The organism is Streptomonospora mangrovi, assembly GCF_027604915.1.
Classification (GTDB): domain Bacteria; phylum Actinomycetota; class Actinomycetes; order Streptosporangiales; family Streptosporangiaceae; genus Streptomonospora; species Streptomonospora mangrovi.
In genome coordinates this window covers 1-15,355 of the sequence record NZ_JAJAQC010000043.1, presented here as the reverse complement: position 1 = coordinate 15,355, position 15,355 = coordinate 1, and the positions used below count along the sequence as shown (strand labels likewise).

General features: G+C 75.1%; 13 protein-coding genes. 10 read left to right on the top strand and 3 right to left on the bottom strand.

All coding sequences use genetic code 11. From position 1 onward, the window contains the following. Positions 1-131: 131 nt before the first annotated feature. The 5 genes from egtA to dapB all read left to right on the top strand — a co-directional run bounded on the left by egtA (position 132) and on the right by dapB (position 5,489). Entirely contained in the window at positions 132-1,337 is a 1,206-nt protein-coding gene (gene egtA / locus LG943_RS21425) for an ergothioneine biosynthesis glutamate--cysteine ligase EgtA (RefSeq protein ID WP_270074131.1), read from the top strand. 178 nt (positions 1,338-1,515) lie between these two features. After that, positions 1,516-2,916, top strand: coding sequence for an ergothioneine biosynthesis protein EgtB (gene egtB, locus LG943_RS21420; protein WP_270074130.1), 1,401 nt, complete (start codon positions 1,516-1,518; stop codon positions 2,914-2,916). Between the two features lie 40 nt (positions 2,917-2,956). Then, positions 2,957-3,700: an ergothioneine biosynthesis protein EgtC gene (gene egtC, locus LG943_RS21415; RefSeq protein ID WP_270074129.1), complete on the top strand. Its 744-nt coding sequence runs from the start codon at positions 2,957-2,959 to the stop codon at positions 3,698-3,700. A 16-nt stretch (positions 3,701-3,716) separates the two neighbouring features. Beyond that, positions 3,717-4,679, top strand: coding sequence for an L-histidine N(alpha)-methyltransferase (egtD, locus tag LG943_RS21410; RefSeq protein ID WP_270074128.1), 963 nt, complete (start codon positions 3,717-3,719; stop codon positions 4,677-4,679). 66 nt (positions 4,680-4,745) lie between these two features. Further along, positions 4,746-5,489: a 4-hydroxy-tetrahydrodipicolinate reductase gene (gene dapB, locus LG943_RS21405; protein ID WP_270074127.1), complete on the top strand. Its 744-nt coding sequence runs from the start codon at positions 4,746-4,748 to the stop codon at positions 5,487-5,489. Between the two features lie 115 nt (positions 5,490-5,604). On the opposite strand, the gene LG943_RS21400 is transcribed toward dapB, so the two are convergent. From LG943_RS21400 to LG943_RS21390, 3 genes are all read right to left on the bottom strand, one after another. Next, positions 5,605-6,354, bottom strand: a complete 750-nt coding sequence (locus LG943_RS21400) for an MIP/aquaporin family protein (RefSeq protein ID WP_270074126.1) — start codon at positions 6,352-6,354, stop codon at positions 5,605-5,607. Positions 6,355-6,675: 321 nt separating this feature from the next. Continuing rightward, positions 6,676-7,557 (bottom strand): 1,4-dihydroxy-2-naphthoate polyprenyltransferase, encoded by an 882-nt coding sequence (locus LG943_RS21395; protein ID WP_270074125.1) that lies wholly within the window; start codon positions 7,555-7,557, stop codon positions 6,676-6,678. Between the two features lie 150 nt (positions 7,558-7,707). Then, positions 7,708-8,250 (bottom strand): GNAT family N-acetyltransferase, encoded by a 543-nt coding sequence (locus LG943_RS21390; protein WP_270074124.1) that lies wholly within the window; start codon positions 8,248-8,250, stop codon positions 7,708-7,710. Positions 8,251-8,518: 268 nt separating this feature from the next. On the opposite strand from LG943_RS21390, the gene LG943_RS21385 reads away from it, so the two are divergent. The 5 genes from LG943_RS21385 to LG943_RS21365 all read left to right on the top strand — a co-directional run. Continuing rightward, on the top strand, positions 8,519-8,899 hold the full coding sequence (locus tag LG943_RS21385) for a phage holin family protein (RefSeq protein ID WP_270074123.1): 381 nt from the start codon (positions 8,519-8,521) through the stop codon (positions 8,897-8,899). A gap of 249 nt (positions 8,900-9,148) precedes the next feature. Beyond that, the gene (gene dapA, locus LG943_RS21380; RefSeq protein ID WP_270074122.1) at positions 9,149-10,126 is read left to right on the top strand and encodes a 4-hydroxy-tetrahydrodipicolinate synthase; all 978 of its coding nucleotides are present in this window, start codon (positions 9,149-9,151) and stop codon (positions 10,124-10,126) included. Beyond that, positions 10,123-11,808, top strand: a complete 1,686-nt coding sequence (locus LG943_RS21375; protein WP_270074121.1) for a ribonuclease J — start codon at positions 10,123-10,125, stop codon at positions 11,806-11,808. Before dapA ends, LG943_RS21375 begins: the two co-directional genes overlap by 4 nt. 119 nt (positions 11,809-11,927) lie before the next feature. Beyond that, positions 11,928-14,447, top strand: a complete 2,520-nt coding sequence (locus LG943_RS21370) for a DNA translocase FtsK (RefSeq protein WP_270074120.1) — start codon at positions 11,928-11,930, stop codon at positions 14,445-14,447. 314 nt (positions 14,448-14,761) lie between these two features. After that, positions 14,762-15,355 (top strand): helix-turn-helix domain-containing protein (locus LG943_RS21365; RefSeq protein ID WP_270074119.1); only part of this gene is annotated, 594 nt, incomplete at its 3' end.

The window sequence follows — 15,355 nt, the reverse complement described above, 5'->3', positions numbered from 1 at the left end:
CCCCGCGTTCGCGTCGGCGACGGGTGAATTTCTCGCCGGGTCAGCGGACCCGCGCCGCCCCGGAAGTTCGGGCGCGGCCGGTACCGGGCAGGGGTAGAGCTACGTCAGCTCCGCCGAGCGAGGAGACGGCCTTGAGCTACCTCACCGAGTCCGACGTGCACGACTACATCAACGGTGTCTGCTTCAAGACCGGCCCTCCGGGCCGCGTGGGCGCCGAAGCCGAATGGCTGGTCACCGATCCCGCCCGCCCGGGGGCACCCGTTCCCATCCGCTCCGTGTCGGCCGCCGTGGCCCAGGCCGGGCCGCTGCCCGGCGGGAGCGCCGTCACCTACGAACCCGGAGGGCAGCTTGAGCTGAGCTCGCCGCCCCTCCCCGGCCCGGGGGCCGCCCACGCCGCCCTCGCCGCCGACACCGACCACATCGGCCGCCGCCTCCGTGCCGCCGGACTGCGCCTGGAGGGGGTGGGCCTGGATCCCCGGCGCCCGCCCGTGCGCCAGCTCGCCCAGCCGCGCTACGCGGCCATGGAGCGTTACTTCGACTCCGCCGGATGCGCCACCGGCCGCCTGATGATGTGCAGCACCGCGTCGCTCCAGGTGTGCCTGGACATCGGCGCCGACGCCGCCGACGCCGCCCGGCGCTGGCGGCTCGCCCACCGGCTGGGGCCGGTCCTGGTGGCCGCCTTCGCCAACTCCCCGGTCCACCGGGGCCGCGCCACCGGCTGGCGCTCCAGCCGGTGGGCCGTGTGGGAGGGCATCGACCCCTCCCGCACCCGCGCGCCCGGGCGCGGCGACCCGGTCGCCGCCTGGACCGCCTACGCGCTGCGGGCGCGGCTGATGACCATCCGCGCCGACGACGGCCCCTGGGAGGTCGACCCCGGGATCGCGTTCGGCGACTGGCTGGCGTGCCGCCACCGCCGCCGGCCCACCCGCGACGACCTCGCCTACCACCTCAGCACCCTGTTCCCGCCGGTGCGCCCGCGCGGGTGGCTGGAGCTGCGGATGATCGACGCGCTGCCCGCGCGCTGGCTGGCGGTGCCCATCGCCGTGGCCGCCGCGCTGCTCGACGACCCGGCGGCGGCCGACACCGCCGCCGAGGCCACCGAGCGCCTGGGCGGCGGCGCCGACCCCGGACCGGGGCTGTGGCGGCGCGCCGCGGCCCGCTCCCTGGCCGACCCCGACCTGGCCGCCTGCGCCCGCACCTGCTTCGCCGCCGCCGGCGCGGCGCTGGAGCGGATGGGCGAGGCCGGCCTGGCGGGCGTGGTGGAGGACTACCGGGAGTGCTTCGTGGAGCGCGGGCGCTGCCCCGCCGACCTGCACCACCTGGCGCCGGCCGCCTGACCGGCGCCCGCCGCGCCACCGCTCACCGCACCGCGACCCACCGCACCGCCGAACCGCCGCACCCAGCGCCCGGACGCGCCGCCCGCGCGCCCGGCGCCCGCCACCCGGCGCCACCGACCCGCCACCGCCGCGGCGCGCCCGCCCAGGGGCGCGCCGCGGGTGAAGGAGGACCCACGCCATGACCCGCCCGACGCACCGGCCCGCCCGGCCGCCCGCCGCCGGCACCCGCCCCGACCCCGACCGCCTGCGCGCCCGCATCGCCGCCGAACTCGACCAGGGCCGCCGCCGCAGCGTCGGCCTCACCGTGGAGGCCCTGGACGAGGCCGAGCTGCTGGCCCAGCACTCGCCGCTGATGTCGCCGCTGGTGTGGGACCTCGCCCACGTCGGCAACTACGAGGAGCAGTGGCTGGTGCGCGCCGCCGCCGGGGGCGAGGCGCTGCGGCCCGACATCGACGTCCTCTACGACGCCTTCGAGAACCCGCGCGCCGAGCGCGTCAGCCTCCCCCTGCTGACCCCCCGCGAGGCCCGCGACTACAACGCGCGGGTGCGCGCCCGCGTGCTCGACGCCCTGGAGCGCGCCCGGTTCGACTCCGGTACCCCGCTGCTGGCCGACGGGTTCGTCTACCACATGGTCATCCAGCACGAGCACCAGCACGACGAGACCATGCTGGCCACCCACCAGTTGCGGCGCGGGCGGCCGGTGCTGCCCGGCCTGGCCGCGCCGCCGCCCCGGCCCGCCCCCGGCCACCGCCTCCCGGCCGAGGTGCTGGTGGCGGCCGGCCCCTTCACCATGGGCACCGACGACGACCCCTGGGCCTACGACAACGAGCGGCCCGCCCACACCGTCGACCTGCCCGCCTTCTACATCGACACCGCCGCCGTCACCAACGCCGCCCACCTGGACTTCATGGCCGACGGCGGCTACGACGACCCCCGCTGGTGGAGCCCGCAGGGCTGGGAGTGGCGCACCCGCTCGGGCAAGCGCGCCCCCGCCTTCTGGGTCCGCGACACCGGCGGCGGCTGGCTGCGCCGCCGCCTGGGCCGCGTGGAGCCGCTGCCGCCCGAGGAGCCTGTGCAGCACGTGTGCTTCTACGAGGCCCAGGCGCACGCCCGCTGGGCGGGCAAGCGCCTGCCCACCGAGGCCGAGTGGGAGAAGGCCGCCCGCCACGACCCCGCCACCGGCGCCTCGCTGCGCCACCCCTGGGGCGACACCGACCCCGGACCGCGCCACGCCAACCTCGGCCAGCGCCTCCTGCGCCCGGCGCCCGCCGGGGCCTTCCCCGAGGGCGCCGCGCCCTGCGGCGCCGTGCAGATGCTCGGCGACGTCTGGGAGTGGACCGCCACCGACTTCACCGGCTACCCCGGTTTCACGGCGTTCCCCTACCGGGAGTACTCCGAGGTGTTCTTCGGCGGCGGCTACAAGGTGCTGCGCGGGGGGTCGTGGGCCACCCACCCCACCGCCGCGCGCGCCACCTTCCGCAACTGGGACTACCCCATCCGCCGGCAGATCTTCGCCGGGTTCCGGTGCGCCCGCGACGCCGACCCCGACGAGGGCGGGCGCGGCGGGGGCCGCCGGTGAGCGCCGCGCGCCGCGCGGGCGGCGGGGAGGCGGCCGGCTGATGTGCCGCCACCTCGCCTACCTCGGCGCCCCCCGCACCGTGCACGACCTGGTCTACGCCGCGCCGTTCTCGCTGCTCACCCAGTCCTACGCGCCGCGCGAGCAGAGCCACGGCACCGTCAACGCCGACGGCTTCGGGGTCGGCTGGTACATCCCGGGCCGCCCGGCCCCGCTGCGCTACCGGCGCGCCATGCCGATCTGGGCCGACGCCTCCTTCGCCGACGCCGCCCAGGCGCTCACCACCACCTGCCTGGTCGCCGCCGTGCGCGACGCCACCCCCGGGTTCGGCACCGACGAGTCCTGCGCCCAGCCCTTCCGCGCCGACACCCGGCTGTTCTCCCACAACGGCGCGGCACACGATCACGAGGAACTCGCCGCGCGGCTGGGCCACCCCCTGCCGCGCGGGGTCCTCGACGCCCGCACCCCCGTGGACTCCGCGCCGCTGTTCGCCGCCGCCGTGCGGCTGTGGCGGGCGGGGGCGCCCACGGGCGCGGCGCTGGCGCGGGTGGCGTGCGAGGCCCGCGCCTGCTCCGCCGGGCGCTACAACCTGCTGGCCGCCGACGGCCGCGGCCTGGCCGCCACCGCCGCCGGCGACACCCTCTACGTGCGCCACGGCGCCGGCGGGGTGTGGCTGGCCTCCGAACCCCTCGACGACGACCCCGCCTGGCGGCGGGTGCCCGACCGGACCCTGGTCACCGCCGACCAGCACGGATACCGCCTGACCGGCATCAGCGCGGTCGACTGAGCAAACGGGGGAGCCGATGCCGCGCATCGACCACTACCTGACACCCGACGACCTGGCCAAAGCCCTGCGCCGCGACGCCGCCGAGGGCCTGGGCGCGCGACCGCGGTCGCTGCCGCCCAAGTGGTTCTACGACGAGCGCGGCAGCGCGCTGTTCGAGGAGATCACCACGCTGGCGGAGTACTACCCCACGCGCGCCGAGCGGGCCATCCTGCGCCGCAGTGCCCCCGAGATCGCCCGCGCCTGCGGCGCCGACACCCTGGTGGAGCTGGGCGCGGGCTCCGGCGAGAAGACCCGGCTGCTGCTGGACGCCCTGCGCGCTCGGGGCACCCTGCGCCGGTTCGTGCCCGTCGACGTCAGCGGCGCCTTCCTGCGGGAGTCGGCCGCCGCGATCGGCGCCGCCTACCCCGGCCTGGAGGTGCACGCGGTGGTCGCCGACTTCGAGCGCCACCTGCACCTGCTGCCCGCCGGGGGCCGCCGCGCCGTCGCGGTGCTGGGCTCCACCCTGGGCAACCAGCCCCCCGACCGGCGGGTGTCCTTCCTCGCCGACCTGCGCGAGGGGTTCGCCCCCGGCGACACCCTGCTGCTGGGGCTGGACCTGGTGAAGGACCCGGCGCGGCTGGTGGCCGCCTACGACGACGCGCGCGGCGTCACCGCCGAGTTCAACCGCAACGTGCTGCGCGTCCTCAACCGGGAACTCGACGCCGACTTCGCCCCCGAGGACTTCGACCACGTGGCGCTGTGGGACCCCCGCGCGGAGTGGATCGAGATGCGGCTGCGCGCGCGCACGGCGCAGCGGGCGGCCGTGCGCGCCATCGGCCTGACCGTCGACTTCGCGGCGGGGGAGGAGGTGCGCACCGAGATTTCCGCGAAGTTCCGCCGCGCGGGGGTCGAGGCGGAGCTGGGCCGGGCCGGCTTCCGCCTTGAGCACTGGTGGACCGACCCCGCCGGGGACTTCGCCGTGCTGCTCGCGCGGCCCTGACCCCGCGCCCGGCCGGGCGGGCACGCACCGCCCGGCCGGGGGCGCGCCTCCGGTACGGTAATCCCCGTGATCAAGGTAGGAGTGTTCGGCGCCCAGGGGCGCATGGGGTCCGAAGTCGTCAAGGCCGTCGAGGGCGCGGCCGACACCGAGCTGGTGGCCGGGGTCGACACCGCCGAGGAGCGCGAGGCCGTGCGCGGCGCCGACGTCGTCGTGGACTTCACCCACCCCGACGCCGTCATGGACAACCTGCGCTGGCTCATCGAGAACCGGGTGCACGCCGTGGTGGGCACCACCGGCTTCGACGACGCCCGCCTGGCGCGGGTGCGCGAGCTGCTGGCCGCCAACCCCGGCGCCAACGTCCTCATCGCGCCCAACTTCGGCATCGCGGCCGTGCTGATGATGTCCTTCGCCGCCAAGGCCGCGCCCTACTTCGAGTCCGCCGAGATCATCGAGCTGCACCACCCCAACAAGGCCGACGCCCCCAGCGGCACCGCCTCGCGCACCGCCGAGCTGGTGGCCGCCGCCCGCGAGCGCGCGGGATCGGCGCCGATGCCCGACGCCACCACCGCCGAGGTGCCCGGCGCGCGGGGCGCCGAGGTGGCCGGGGTGCGGGTGCACGCCCTGCGCATCACCGGGATGATCGCCCACCAGGAGGTCGTGTTCGGCACCCACGGCGAGACCCTGCGCATCCGCCACGACTCCATGAACCGGGAGTCGTTCATGCCCGGGGTGCTGCTGGGGGTGCGCCGCGTGGCCGACCTGCCCGACCGCCTCACGCTGGGGCTGGAGCCGCTGCTCGGATTGGACTGAGCCGGCCTGATGCCGCCCGGGCCGGCCCGGCTCGGGTCGGCTCAGTACGGCCCGACCCGGCCCGACCGGGCCGGGGGCGCCGGCGGCCCCGCCCGGCCCGCCGGCGCCCTCGACCTCAGACCTCGAAGCCCAGCAGCACGTAGACCTGCGCCGCCAGGACCGCGCCGACGATCGGCGCCACGATCGGCACCCAGGAGTAGGCCCAGTCCGAGGACCCCTTGCCGGGGATCGGCAGCACCGCGTGGGCGATGCGCGGGCCGAGGTCGCGCGCCGGGTTGATGGCGTAGCCGGTGGGCCCGCCCAGCGACAGGCCGATCGCCAGCACCAAAAAGCCCACCAGCAGCGGGGCGAACCCGGTGCCGAACAGGTCCTCCAGGCCGCCCCCGCCGCTGCCGATCGGGTTCATGTTGGCGTTGATGCCCAGAATGCCGAAGATCAGCAGGAACGTGCCGATGACCTCGGTGGCGAAGTTGGCGGCGATGCTGCGCACGGCCGGGATGGTGCTGAAGACCCCCAGCTTGACCACCGGGTCCTCGGTGACCCGCCAGTGCGGCAGGTAGACCACCCAGGCCAGCACCGCGCCGAGGAACGCGCCCAGCAGTTGGGCGGCGATGTAGCCGGGCACCTGCGCCCAGCCGAGTTCGCCGATGGAGGCCATGGCGAAGGTGACCGCCGGGTTGATGTGCGCGCCGCTGTACTGGCCGACCACGTAGACGGCGACGGTCACGGCCAGGCCCCAGCCGAACGTGATGACGATCCAGCCGCTGCCCTCGGCCTTGGAGCGGGCGAGGGTGACGCCGGCGACGACGCCGCAGCCCAGCAGCGTCAGGATCGCCGTTCCGACGAACTCGGCCAGGTAAACCATGGGACCTCCACCGTGACGAGTGCTTCCGGCCTCGGGTGTGTCCCGACGCGCGGCGCCGAGACGGGGGGATTGCGTCGGTGTACGGCGATATGCGTAGTGCAGGAAGTGTGATCCAGCTCTCTGATCGCTGTCAACCGCGTAGGCGACGATGCTTGGGTCAATCCGACCCCCTGCACATTTCCGAACATCACAGCCGCCAAACCGACGGCATCCGCCCGCCCGCGCCCGCCGACCCCCGCGATCCGCACCGGCCGACCCTCGGACGCGGCGAAGGCCGGGGTCGCCGACCCCGGCCCTCGCCGCCGTGCGCGCCGCGCGCGGCTACCCCAGCGCCCCCAGCGCCAGGCCCGCCGTGAACAGCACGCCGAAGGCCAGTTGCAGCTTGCCGGTCTCGCCCAGGCCCAGGACCAGGTCGCGGCCCACCTGCCCGGAGAGCACCCGGCGCACCGGCGGCACGGCCAGCGGCGCCGCCAGCAGCACCAGGGCGGCCCACCAGGTGGCCGCCGCCGCGGCCAGCGCGGACACGAAGGCGGCCGCCACGCAGCCGACGTAGAGGCGGCGGGTGCCCCGCTCGCCCAGGCGCACCGCCAGGGTGTTCTTGCCGGTGGAGGCGTCGGTGTGGATGTCGCGCAGGTTGTTGATCACCAGGACCGAGCACGACAGCAGGCCCACCGGCACGGCGGCCACCCACCCCTGCCAGGGCACGGTCCCCATCTGGACGAACACCGTGCCCGCCACGGCCACCAGGCCGAAGAACACGAACACCGCGACCTCGCCCAGGCCGTGGTAGCCGTAGGGGCGGCTGCCGCCGGTGTAGAACCAGGCGGCGACGATCGCCACCGCGCCCACCAGCACCAGCCACAGCGCGGTGGTGACAGCCAGCACCAGGCCCAGCACCGCGGCCACCGCGAAGCACGCCCACGCCGCCGTGAACACCCGGCGCGGCGCCGCCAGGCGGGCCGCCGTCAGCCGGGTGGGGCCAACGCGCCGCTCGTTGTCGGTGCCGCGCACGCCGTCGCTGTAGTCGTTGGCGTAGTTGACGCCGACTTGGAGGGCCAGCGCCACGCCCATCGCCAGCAGCGCCTTCCACCACACGGCGGATCCCGCACCCAGGGCGACCCCGGTGCCCACCGCAACCGGGACGATCGAATTAGGCAGGGTCCGGGGGCGCGCCCCCGCGACCCACTCGCTGACCGTGGCCACGCGCTGGTCCTCTTTCCTTGCCCGCTCGCCCCGGGCCGGCTGCCCGGGACCGCCCTCAACGGTAGCGCCGCCCGGGGCCGCGACCGGGACCAGACCCGCCGCCCACCGCGCGGCGCGGCCGCCCGCCGGTCCTTACGCTTCCCGCGCGCCTCACCCGCTGATGGCGGCGTGCAGGCGCACCATGGGCAGCGGCGCGCCCAGGTCGAGTTCGCGGGTGGCGCCGTCGGGCCGCCACCCGGCCGCCTCGGCGAAGGAGCGCAGCGGGTTGGCCGGCTCCAGCACCCACAGCACCGCCAGCGAGAACCCGTCGTCCACCAGGTGGTCCACGGCCGCGTTGAGCAGCCGGCTGCCGTGCCCGGCGCCGACGTGGTCGGGGTGCACGTGCAGGGCGTAGACCTCGGCGTCGGTGGCCGGCCAGCGGTCGGGATCCTCGGCCGGGCCGACGGCCGCGAACCCCACGACCGCGCGGTGGTCGGTGGCCACCAGCAGCCGGTGCCGCGACGTCGGCGGGGTGCGCACCGCCGCCAGCCACTGCTCGCGGAACCGCGCCGCCGCCTCCTCGCCGCCGATCTCGGCCAGGACCGCCTCGGGCAGCAGCGGCCCGTACATCGACCGCCAGGCCGCGACCTGCACCTCCACGACGGTGGCGATGTCCGCCTCGCGGGCGGACCTGACAAAGCGATCTGTCGACACGGGACGGCCCTTATCCGCTCGATCCGCTGTTCATCCGGCTGCTCGACCTGCTGCCCCCGCGCGCCGGGCGCGGTGTGGTGCCCCGCATACTCCCAGGCGCGGCCGGTTGCGCCAAACGCCGCGCCGCGCGCCCCGGTCCCGCGCCGGCCCGCCGCGCGCCCGCGCCGCGCCCCCGCCCCTGACCCGGCATCGGTGAGGACCCGGGAAATACCCGCAATGCGCCGGTGCGGCATGCGCGCGGCGCCCGGGTCGTGGCAGCATCGGGGGAGTGAGCATCATCCTGAGAATCCTCATCAACGCCGTCGCCATCTGGGCGGCCGTCTTCCTGATCGAGGGGCTCGACGTCCAGACCGAGTCGCCCGCCCAGACGATCCTCGTCTACGTCGCCCTCGGTGCGATCTTCGGCCTGGTCAACGCGGTCATCAAGCCGATCGTCAAAACGGTCGGCTGCGCGTTCTACGTCCTCACCCTCGGCCTGATCGCCCTGGTCGTCAACGCGCTGCTGCTCCTGCTCACCGCGTGGATCGCCGGTGCGCTGGACCTGCCGTTCACCATCGACGGGTTCTGGCCGGCGCTGTTCGGCGCGGTCGTGGTGGCGATCGTGAGCTGGCTGCTCAGCCTCCTGCTGCCCGGCGACGGCGACGACTAGCCCCCTGCCGGCCCCAGTCCCGAGCGCGTCCGCGCGGCGGAGCGGCACCCCGCTCCGCCGCGCCGGTCGCGCCGCCGGGACTGAGAGGTCGCGCACAGCGCGGCCGGGGTGACGGCGAGGCCGCCACCGCCCCGCGCGGCGCCCGCCGAGACACGCCCGAACGGCCGGAAGGTCGCCCATATCCCGGAAAATCCGCTTCGACGGGGCCGCATGGGCGCAGGTGGGGTCCTGGCGCGGTACGTTTTCCCTATGTCAGGCAGCACTACACCGAGCGCTCCTTTCGGCCGGATGCTGACCGCAATGGTCACGCCGATGCGCGAGAACGGCGACGTCGACTACGACGGCGCCGCCCGCCTCGCCACCTATCTGGTCGACGAGCAGCGCAATGACGGCCTCATCATCAGCGGCACCACGGGCGAGTCGCCGACCACCAGCGACGACGAGAAGGACCGGCTGCTGCGCGCCGTGCTGGAGGCGGTCGGCGACCGCGCCGTCGTCGTCGCCGGTGTGGGCACCAACGACACCCGGCACAGCATGCACCTCGCCGAGTCGGCCGAGCGCGCGGGCGCCCACGGCCTGCTCCTGGTGACCCCGTACTACAACAAGCCGCCCCAGGAGGGGCTGATCCGCCACTTCACGGCGATCGCCGACTCCACGGACCTGCCGGTGATGCTCTACGACATCCCCGGCCGCACCGGCACCCCGATCGCCTCGGAGACCCTGGTCCGGCTGGCCGAGCACCCGCGCATCGTGGCCAACAAGGACGCCAAGGACGACCTCGGCGCCAGCTCCTGGGTGATGGAGCGCACCGACCTCGCCTACTACTGCGGCACCGACATCCTCAACCTGCCGCTGCTGTCGGTGGGCGCCTCGGGGTTCGTCAGCGTCGTGGGCCACATCGTCGGCGCCGACCTGCACGACATGATCGACGCCTACGAGTCCGGCGACGTCCACCGCGCGCTCGCCATCCACCGCCGCCTCACCCCTGTCTACACGGGCATCTTCCGCACCCAGGGGGTCATCACCACCAAGGCGGTGCTGAACATGTTCGGCCTGCCCGGCGGCCCCGTGCGCACGCCGCTGGCCGACGCCTCCATCGAACTCCAGGCGCTGCTGCGCGAAGACCTCGCCGCGGCCGGCGTCAAGGGACCCATCGGCCTCGCCCCCCACCAGGCCGTGCCCGCCAGCGTGGTGGGCGTGGAACGCCTGACGGAGGGATCCGCATGAGCCACCCGCACCCCGAACTCGGCCCGCCGCCGCCGCTGACCGCCGACACCCTGCGCGTGGTGCCGCTGGGCGGCCTCGGCGAGATCGGCCGCAACATGACGGTGTTCGAGTACGCCGGCAAGCTGCTGATCGTCGACTGCGGCGTGCTCTTCCCCGAGGAGGAGCAGCCCGGCGTCGACCTCATCCTGCCCGACTTCGACCACATCCGGGACCGGCTCGACGACGTTGCGGCCCTCGTGCTCACCCACGGCCACGAGGACCACATCGGGGCTGTGCCGTTCCTGCTGCGCGAGCGCGCCGACATCCCGCTGGTGGGCTCGCGGCTGACCCTGGCGCTGATCTCGGCCAAGCTCGGCGAGCACCGCATCAAGCCCGAGACCGTCCAGGTCGAGGAGGGCGACCGCCGCACCTTCGGCCCCTTCGACCTGGAGTTCCTGGCGGTCAACCACTCCATCCCCGACGCGCTGGCCGTGGCCGTGCGCACCGGGGCGGGCACCCTGCTGCACACCGGCGACTTCAAAATGGACCAGCTTCCGCTGGACGGCCGCCTCACCGACCTGGCCGGGTTCGCCCGCCTGGGCGCCGAAGGCGTCGACCTGCTGCTGGCCGACTCCACCAACGCCGAGGTCCCCGGGTTCGTCACCAGCGAGCGCGACATCTCGCCGGTCATCGACAAGGTCTTCGACGACGCCGGCCAGCGCATCATCGTGGCCTGCTTCGCCTCCCACGTGCACCGGGTCCAGCAGGTCCTGGACGCCGCCAAGGCCCACGGCCGCAAGGTCGCCTTCGTGGGACGCTCGATGGTGCGCAACATGAACATCGCGCGCGACCTGGGCTACCTCACCGTGCCCGGCGACCTGCTGGTCGACGTCAAGAACCTCGACGACCTGCGCCCCGAGGAGGCCGTGCTGGTCTCCACGGGCTCCCAGGGCGAGCCGATGTCGGCGCTGACCCGCATGGCCAACCGCGACCACCAGATCCGCATCGAGGAGGGCGACACCGTCCTGCTGGCGTCCTCGCTGATCCCCGGCAACGAGAACTCCGTCAACCGGGTGATCAACGGGCTGACCCGGTGGGGCGCCAAGGTCGTGCACAAGGGCAACGCCCTGGTGCACGTCTCGGGCCACGCCTCGGCCGGCGAGCTGCTCTACGTCCACAACATGGTGCGCCCGCGCAACTTCATGCCGGTGCACGGCGAGTGGCGGCACATGCGCGCCCACGCCAACATCGCCGCGCTCACCGGCCTGGAGCGCGACCGCATCGTGCTGGCCGAGGACGGCGTGGTGGTCGACCTGCACAAGGGCCGCGCCCGCATCACCGGCAAGGTCCAGGCCGGCTACGTCTACGTCGACGGCGCCTCGGTGGGCGACGTCACCGAGTCCGCGCTCAAGGACCGCCGCATCCTCGGCGAGGAGGGGTTCATCTCGGTCATCGTGGCCGTGGACTCCACCTCCGGCAAGATCGTGGGCGAGCCCGAGATCCACACCCGGGGCGCCGGCATCGGCGCCGACGCCTACGACGAGGTCATCCCCAAGATCCAGGAGTCCCTGGAGCGGGCGGCCGCCGACGGCATCACCGACCCCACCCAGTTGCGCCAGCTCGTGCGGCGCGGGGTGGGCCGCTGGGTCAACGAGACCTACCGGCGCCGGCCGATGATCGTCCCGGTCATCGTGGAGATCTAGGCCCGCACCCGCCGGCGTCCGCGCCGCCGGGGGTCCGACCCCCGGCGGCGCGCCCGTGCGCCCGACACGCCGGGCGGCCCTGCGCGGCCGCCGCGCCCGCCCCTAGTAGGGTGCCCACCATGGCCACCCGTGCGCCCAAGACCCCTCAAGGATCCGGCGGCGGCACCTCCCGGGGCGGCGGCTCCGGCCGGAAGAAGGCGCCGGCCCGCCGTAGCTCCGGCTCCTCCGCCCAGCGCGGCCGCGCCCCCGCGGCCCGGCGCCCCGCGCCCAAGGCCGGCGCCGCCTCCGAGGGCCCCATCGCGCTGCTGTTCGTGTGGACCGGCCGCATGCTGCTGCTGGTGTGGCGGCTGCTGGCGCACACCGTGGGCGGCCTGGCGCGCGCCGCCGGCCGCAGCGCCCGCGACCTCGACCCCGATCTGCGCCGCGACGGCTTCGGCCTGGTGCTGCTCGCGCTGGGCCTGCTGATCGCCGCCGCCGTGTGGTGGGACACCGAGGGACCGCTGCCGCGCATCACCCGCCTCGTGGTGGTCGGGGCGTTCGGCACGTTCTCGCCGGTGCTGCCGCTGCTGTTCCTGCCGTTCGCCTGGCGGCTGATGCGCACCCCCGGCACCGGCCAGACCGATGTCGGCCGGCTGTTCATCGGCGCCACCTCGCTGCTGGTGGGCCTGCTCGGGCTCATCCACATCGGCCACGGGATCCCCTGGCCCGCCGAGGACCCCCAGGCGGTGCGCGAGGCCGGCGGGATCATCGGGTTCGCCGCCTCCGGGCCGCTGAGCCTGCTGGTCACCCCCTGGGTCACCGGTGCGCTGCTGGCCATGCTGCTGGTCTTCGGGCTGCTGGTGGTCACCGCCACCCCCGTCTACCGCATCCCCGAGCGGCTGCGCCAGCTCTTCGGCGGGCTGATGGAGCCCGACTCCGGCCCCCACTCAGGCGTGGACATCCTCGACCCGCCCGCCGAGGAGGAGCGGCCCAAGCCCAAGCGGCGCCGCAAGCCCCGCCCGGCGCCCGAGGACGCCGAGGCCGACACCGGTGTGGCCGGCGACCACGAGCGCCCCTACGACACCCCCGTGGTGGCCGCCGCCGAGGCCGCGCCCGCGCCGCCCCCGCCCGACCCCACCCCGCCGCCGGAGTCGGCCGAGCAGCTCTCGATCCCCCCGCGCGTGGTCGACGGCGACTACGAGCTGCCCGCCTCCACCATGCTCAAGCCCGGCACCCCGCCCAAGCCGCGCACCAAGGCCAACGACACCGTGGTCGAGGCGCTCACCGGCGTGCTGGAGCAGTTCAACATCGACGCCGAGGTCACCGGGTTCACCCGCGGGCCCACGGTCACCCGCTACGAGATCGAGCTGGGCCCGGCCGTGAAGGTCGAGAAGGTCACCGCGCTCACCAAGAACATCTCGCTGGCGGTCAAGAGCGCCGACGTGCGCATCCAGTCGCCCATCCCCGGCAAGTCCGCGATCGGCGTGGAGATCCCCAACGCCGACAAGGACATCGTCAGCCTCGGCGACGTCCTGCGGTCCTCCCCGGCCACCTCCGACGACCACCCCATGCTCGTGGGCCTGGGCAAGGACATCGAGGGCCTGACCGTGGTGGCCAACCTCGCCAAGATGCCGCACGTGCTGGTGGCCGGCGCCACCGGCGCGGGCAAGTCCACCTGCATCAACGGGCTCATCACCTCGATCATGATGCGGGCCACCCCCGACGAGGTCCGGCTGATCCTGGTCGACCCCAAGCGGGTCGAGCTGACCATGTACGAGGGCATCCCGCACCTCATCACGCCGATCATCACCAGCCCCAAGAAGGCCGCCGACGCCCTCCAGTGGGTCGTGGGCGAGATGGACCGCCGCTACGACGACCTCGCGGCCTCGGGCTTCCGCCACATCGACGACTTCAACGCGGCCGTGCGCGCCGGCGAGCTGAAGGCGCCGCCCGGCAGCGAGCGCGTCTACGAGCCCTACCCCTACCTGCTGGTCATCGTGGACGAGCTGGCCGACCTGATGATGGTGGCGCCGCGCGACGTCGAGGACGCGATCGTGCGCATCACCCAGTTGGCGCGCGCGGCGGGCATCCACCTGGTGCTGGCCACCCAGCGCCCCAGCGTCGACGTGGTCACCGGCCTGATCAAGGCCAACGTGCCCTCGCGGCTGGCCTTCGCCACCTCCAGCCTCTCCGACAGCCGCGTGATCCTCGACCAGCCCGGCGCCGAGAAGCTGGTCGGCAAGGGCGACGCGCTGTTCCTGCCGATGGGCGCGGGCAAGCCCATCCGGCTCCAGAACGCCTGGGTCACCGAGAAGGAGATCCGGGCGATCGTGGAGCACTGCAAGAAGCAGGCCGAGCCCACCTACCGCGAGGACGTCGGCACCGCCGAGGCCAAGAAGAAGGAGATCGACGAGGAGGTCGGCGAGGACCTGGACCTGCTGCTCCAGGCCATCGAGCTGGTGGTCACCACCCAGTTCGGCTCCACGTCGATGCTCCAGCGCAAGCTGCGCGTGGGCTTCGCCAAGGCCGGGCGGCTGATGGACCTCATGGAGAGCCGCGACGTGGTGGGGCCCAGCGAGGGCTCCAAGGCGCGCGACGTGCTGGTCAAGCCCGAGGACCTGCCCGGCGTGCTCGCCGAGGTGCGCGGGTCCCAGGGCTGAGGCCGGTGGCGCGCGCGGACCCGCTGGTGCCGCGCCGCAGGCGCCGCCGCCGCGCCCGGTTTGCCGGGGGCCGGACCGGATCGGCCGGGTTGGCCGGGTCGGCCGTGGTGACGGGGTTGGCCGACCTGGTCGGGTTGACCGAGTTTTCACCGGTTCATGGGGTGTGGCGCGGTGCCGTTTTCGGCAGAGGCACCCACAGTGGTTGAAGACCTACTCTGCGGTGCCAGCGGCGGAGGTCCGCGCGCCGGGGTTCCCCCGGCCGTGCCTGCGGCGCCCGGCCCCGCGGCCTACCCCCACCCTGGGAAGGGGCGGATATGACGACGATCGGCCAGACCCTCGCCGCTGCCCGCGAAGACCTCGGGTACTCCCTCGCCGATCTGAGCGCGCGGACCTGCATCCGGCAGCCCGTGCTCGCGGGGATGGAGGGCGACGACTTCCGCGTCTGCGGCGGCGACTTCTACGCGCGCGGGCACATCCGGTCGGTGTGCCGCGAACTCGGGCTCGACCCCGCCCCCCTGGTCGAGGAGTTCGACCGCGAGCACGCGCGCGGCTCCATGGCCCCCGCGTTCACCGGGGCGCCGGTGACCGGCACGGTGACCCCCGCCCGGCCGCGCCAGGGCGCCCCGGACCGCGCCGAGGAGGCCGCCCCCCAGGCGGCCCCCGAGCGGGCCGCCCCGCGCGCCGAGGGCGCGCCCGAGGTGGCGGTGCCCGCCCCCCGCGGCGCCCGCGACGCCCAGGCCGCCGAAGCCGCCGTGGCGGCCGCCGGCGCCGGGCGCCCCCGGCCGGCGCCGGCCGGGGGAGCGGGGGGCACCGGGGGCAGCGGAGGCGCTGAGGGGCCGTTCGGGGCGGGCACCGCCCGCCCCGCCGGGCAGCGGCCGGCCGCCGCCGGGACCGACGAGACCGGCGAG

Bases quoted from the DNA above. Each gene is read 5' to 3' on its own strand.
- LG943_RS21400 (WP_270074126.1), bottom strand. From the start codon at position 6,354: ATGGTTTACCTGGCCGAGTTCGTCGGAACGGCGATCCTGACGCTGCTG.
- LG943_RS21370 (WP_270074120.1), top strand. From the start codon at position 11,928: ATGGCCACCCGTGCGCCCAAGACCCCTCAAGGATCCGGCGGCGGCACC.
- LG943_RS21375 (WP_270074121.1), top strand. From the start codon at position 10,123: ATGAGCCACCCGCACCCCGAACTCGGCCCGCCGCCGCCGCTGACCGCC.
- egtD (WP_270074128.1), top strand. From the start codon at position 3,717: ATGCCGCGCATCGACCACTACCTGACACCCGACGACCTGGCCAAAGCC.
- dapA (WP_270074122.1), top strand. From the start codon at position 9,149: ATGTCAGGCAGCACTACACCGAGCGCTCCTTTCGGCCGGATGCTGACC.
- egtB (WP_270074130.1), top strand. From the start codon at position 1,516: ATGACCCGCCCGACGCACCGGCCCGCCCGGCCGCCCGCCGCCGGCACC.
- egtC (WP_270074129.1), top strand. From the start codon at position 2,957: ATGTGCCGCCACCTCGCCTACCTCGGCGCCCCCCGCACCGTGCACGAC.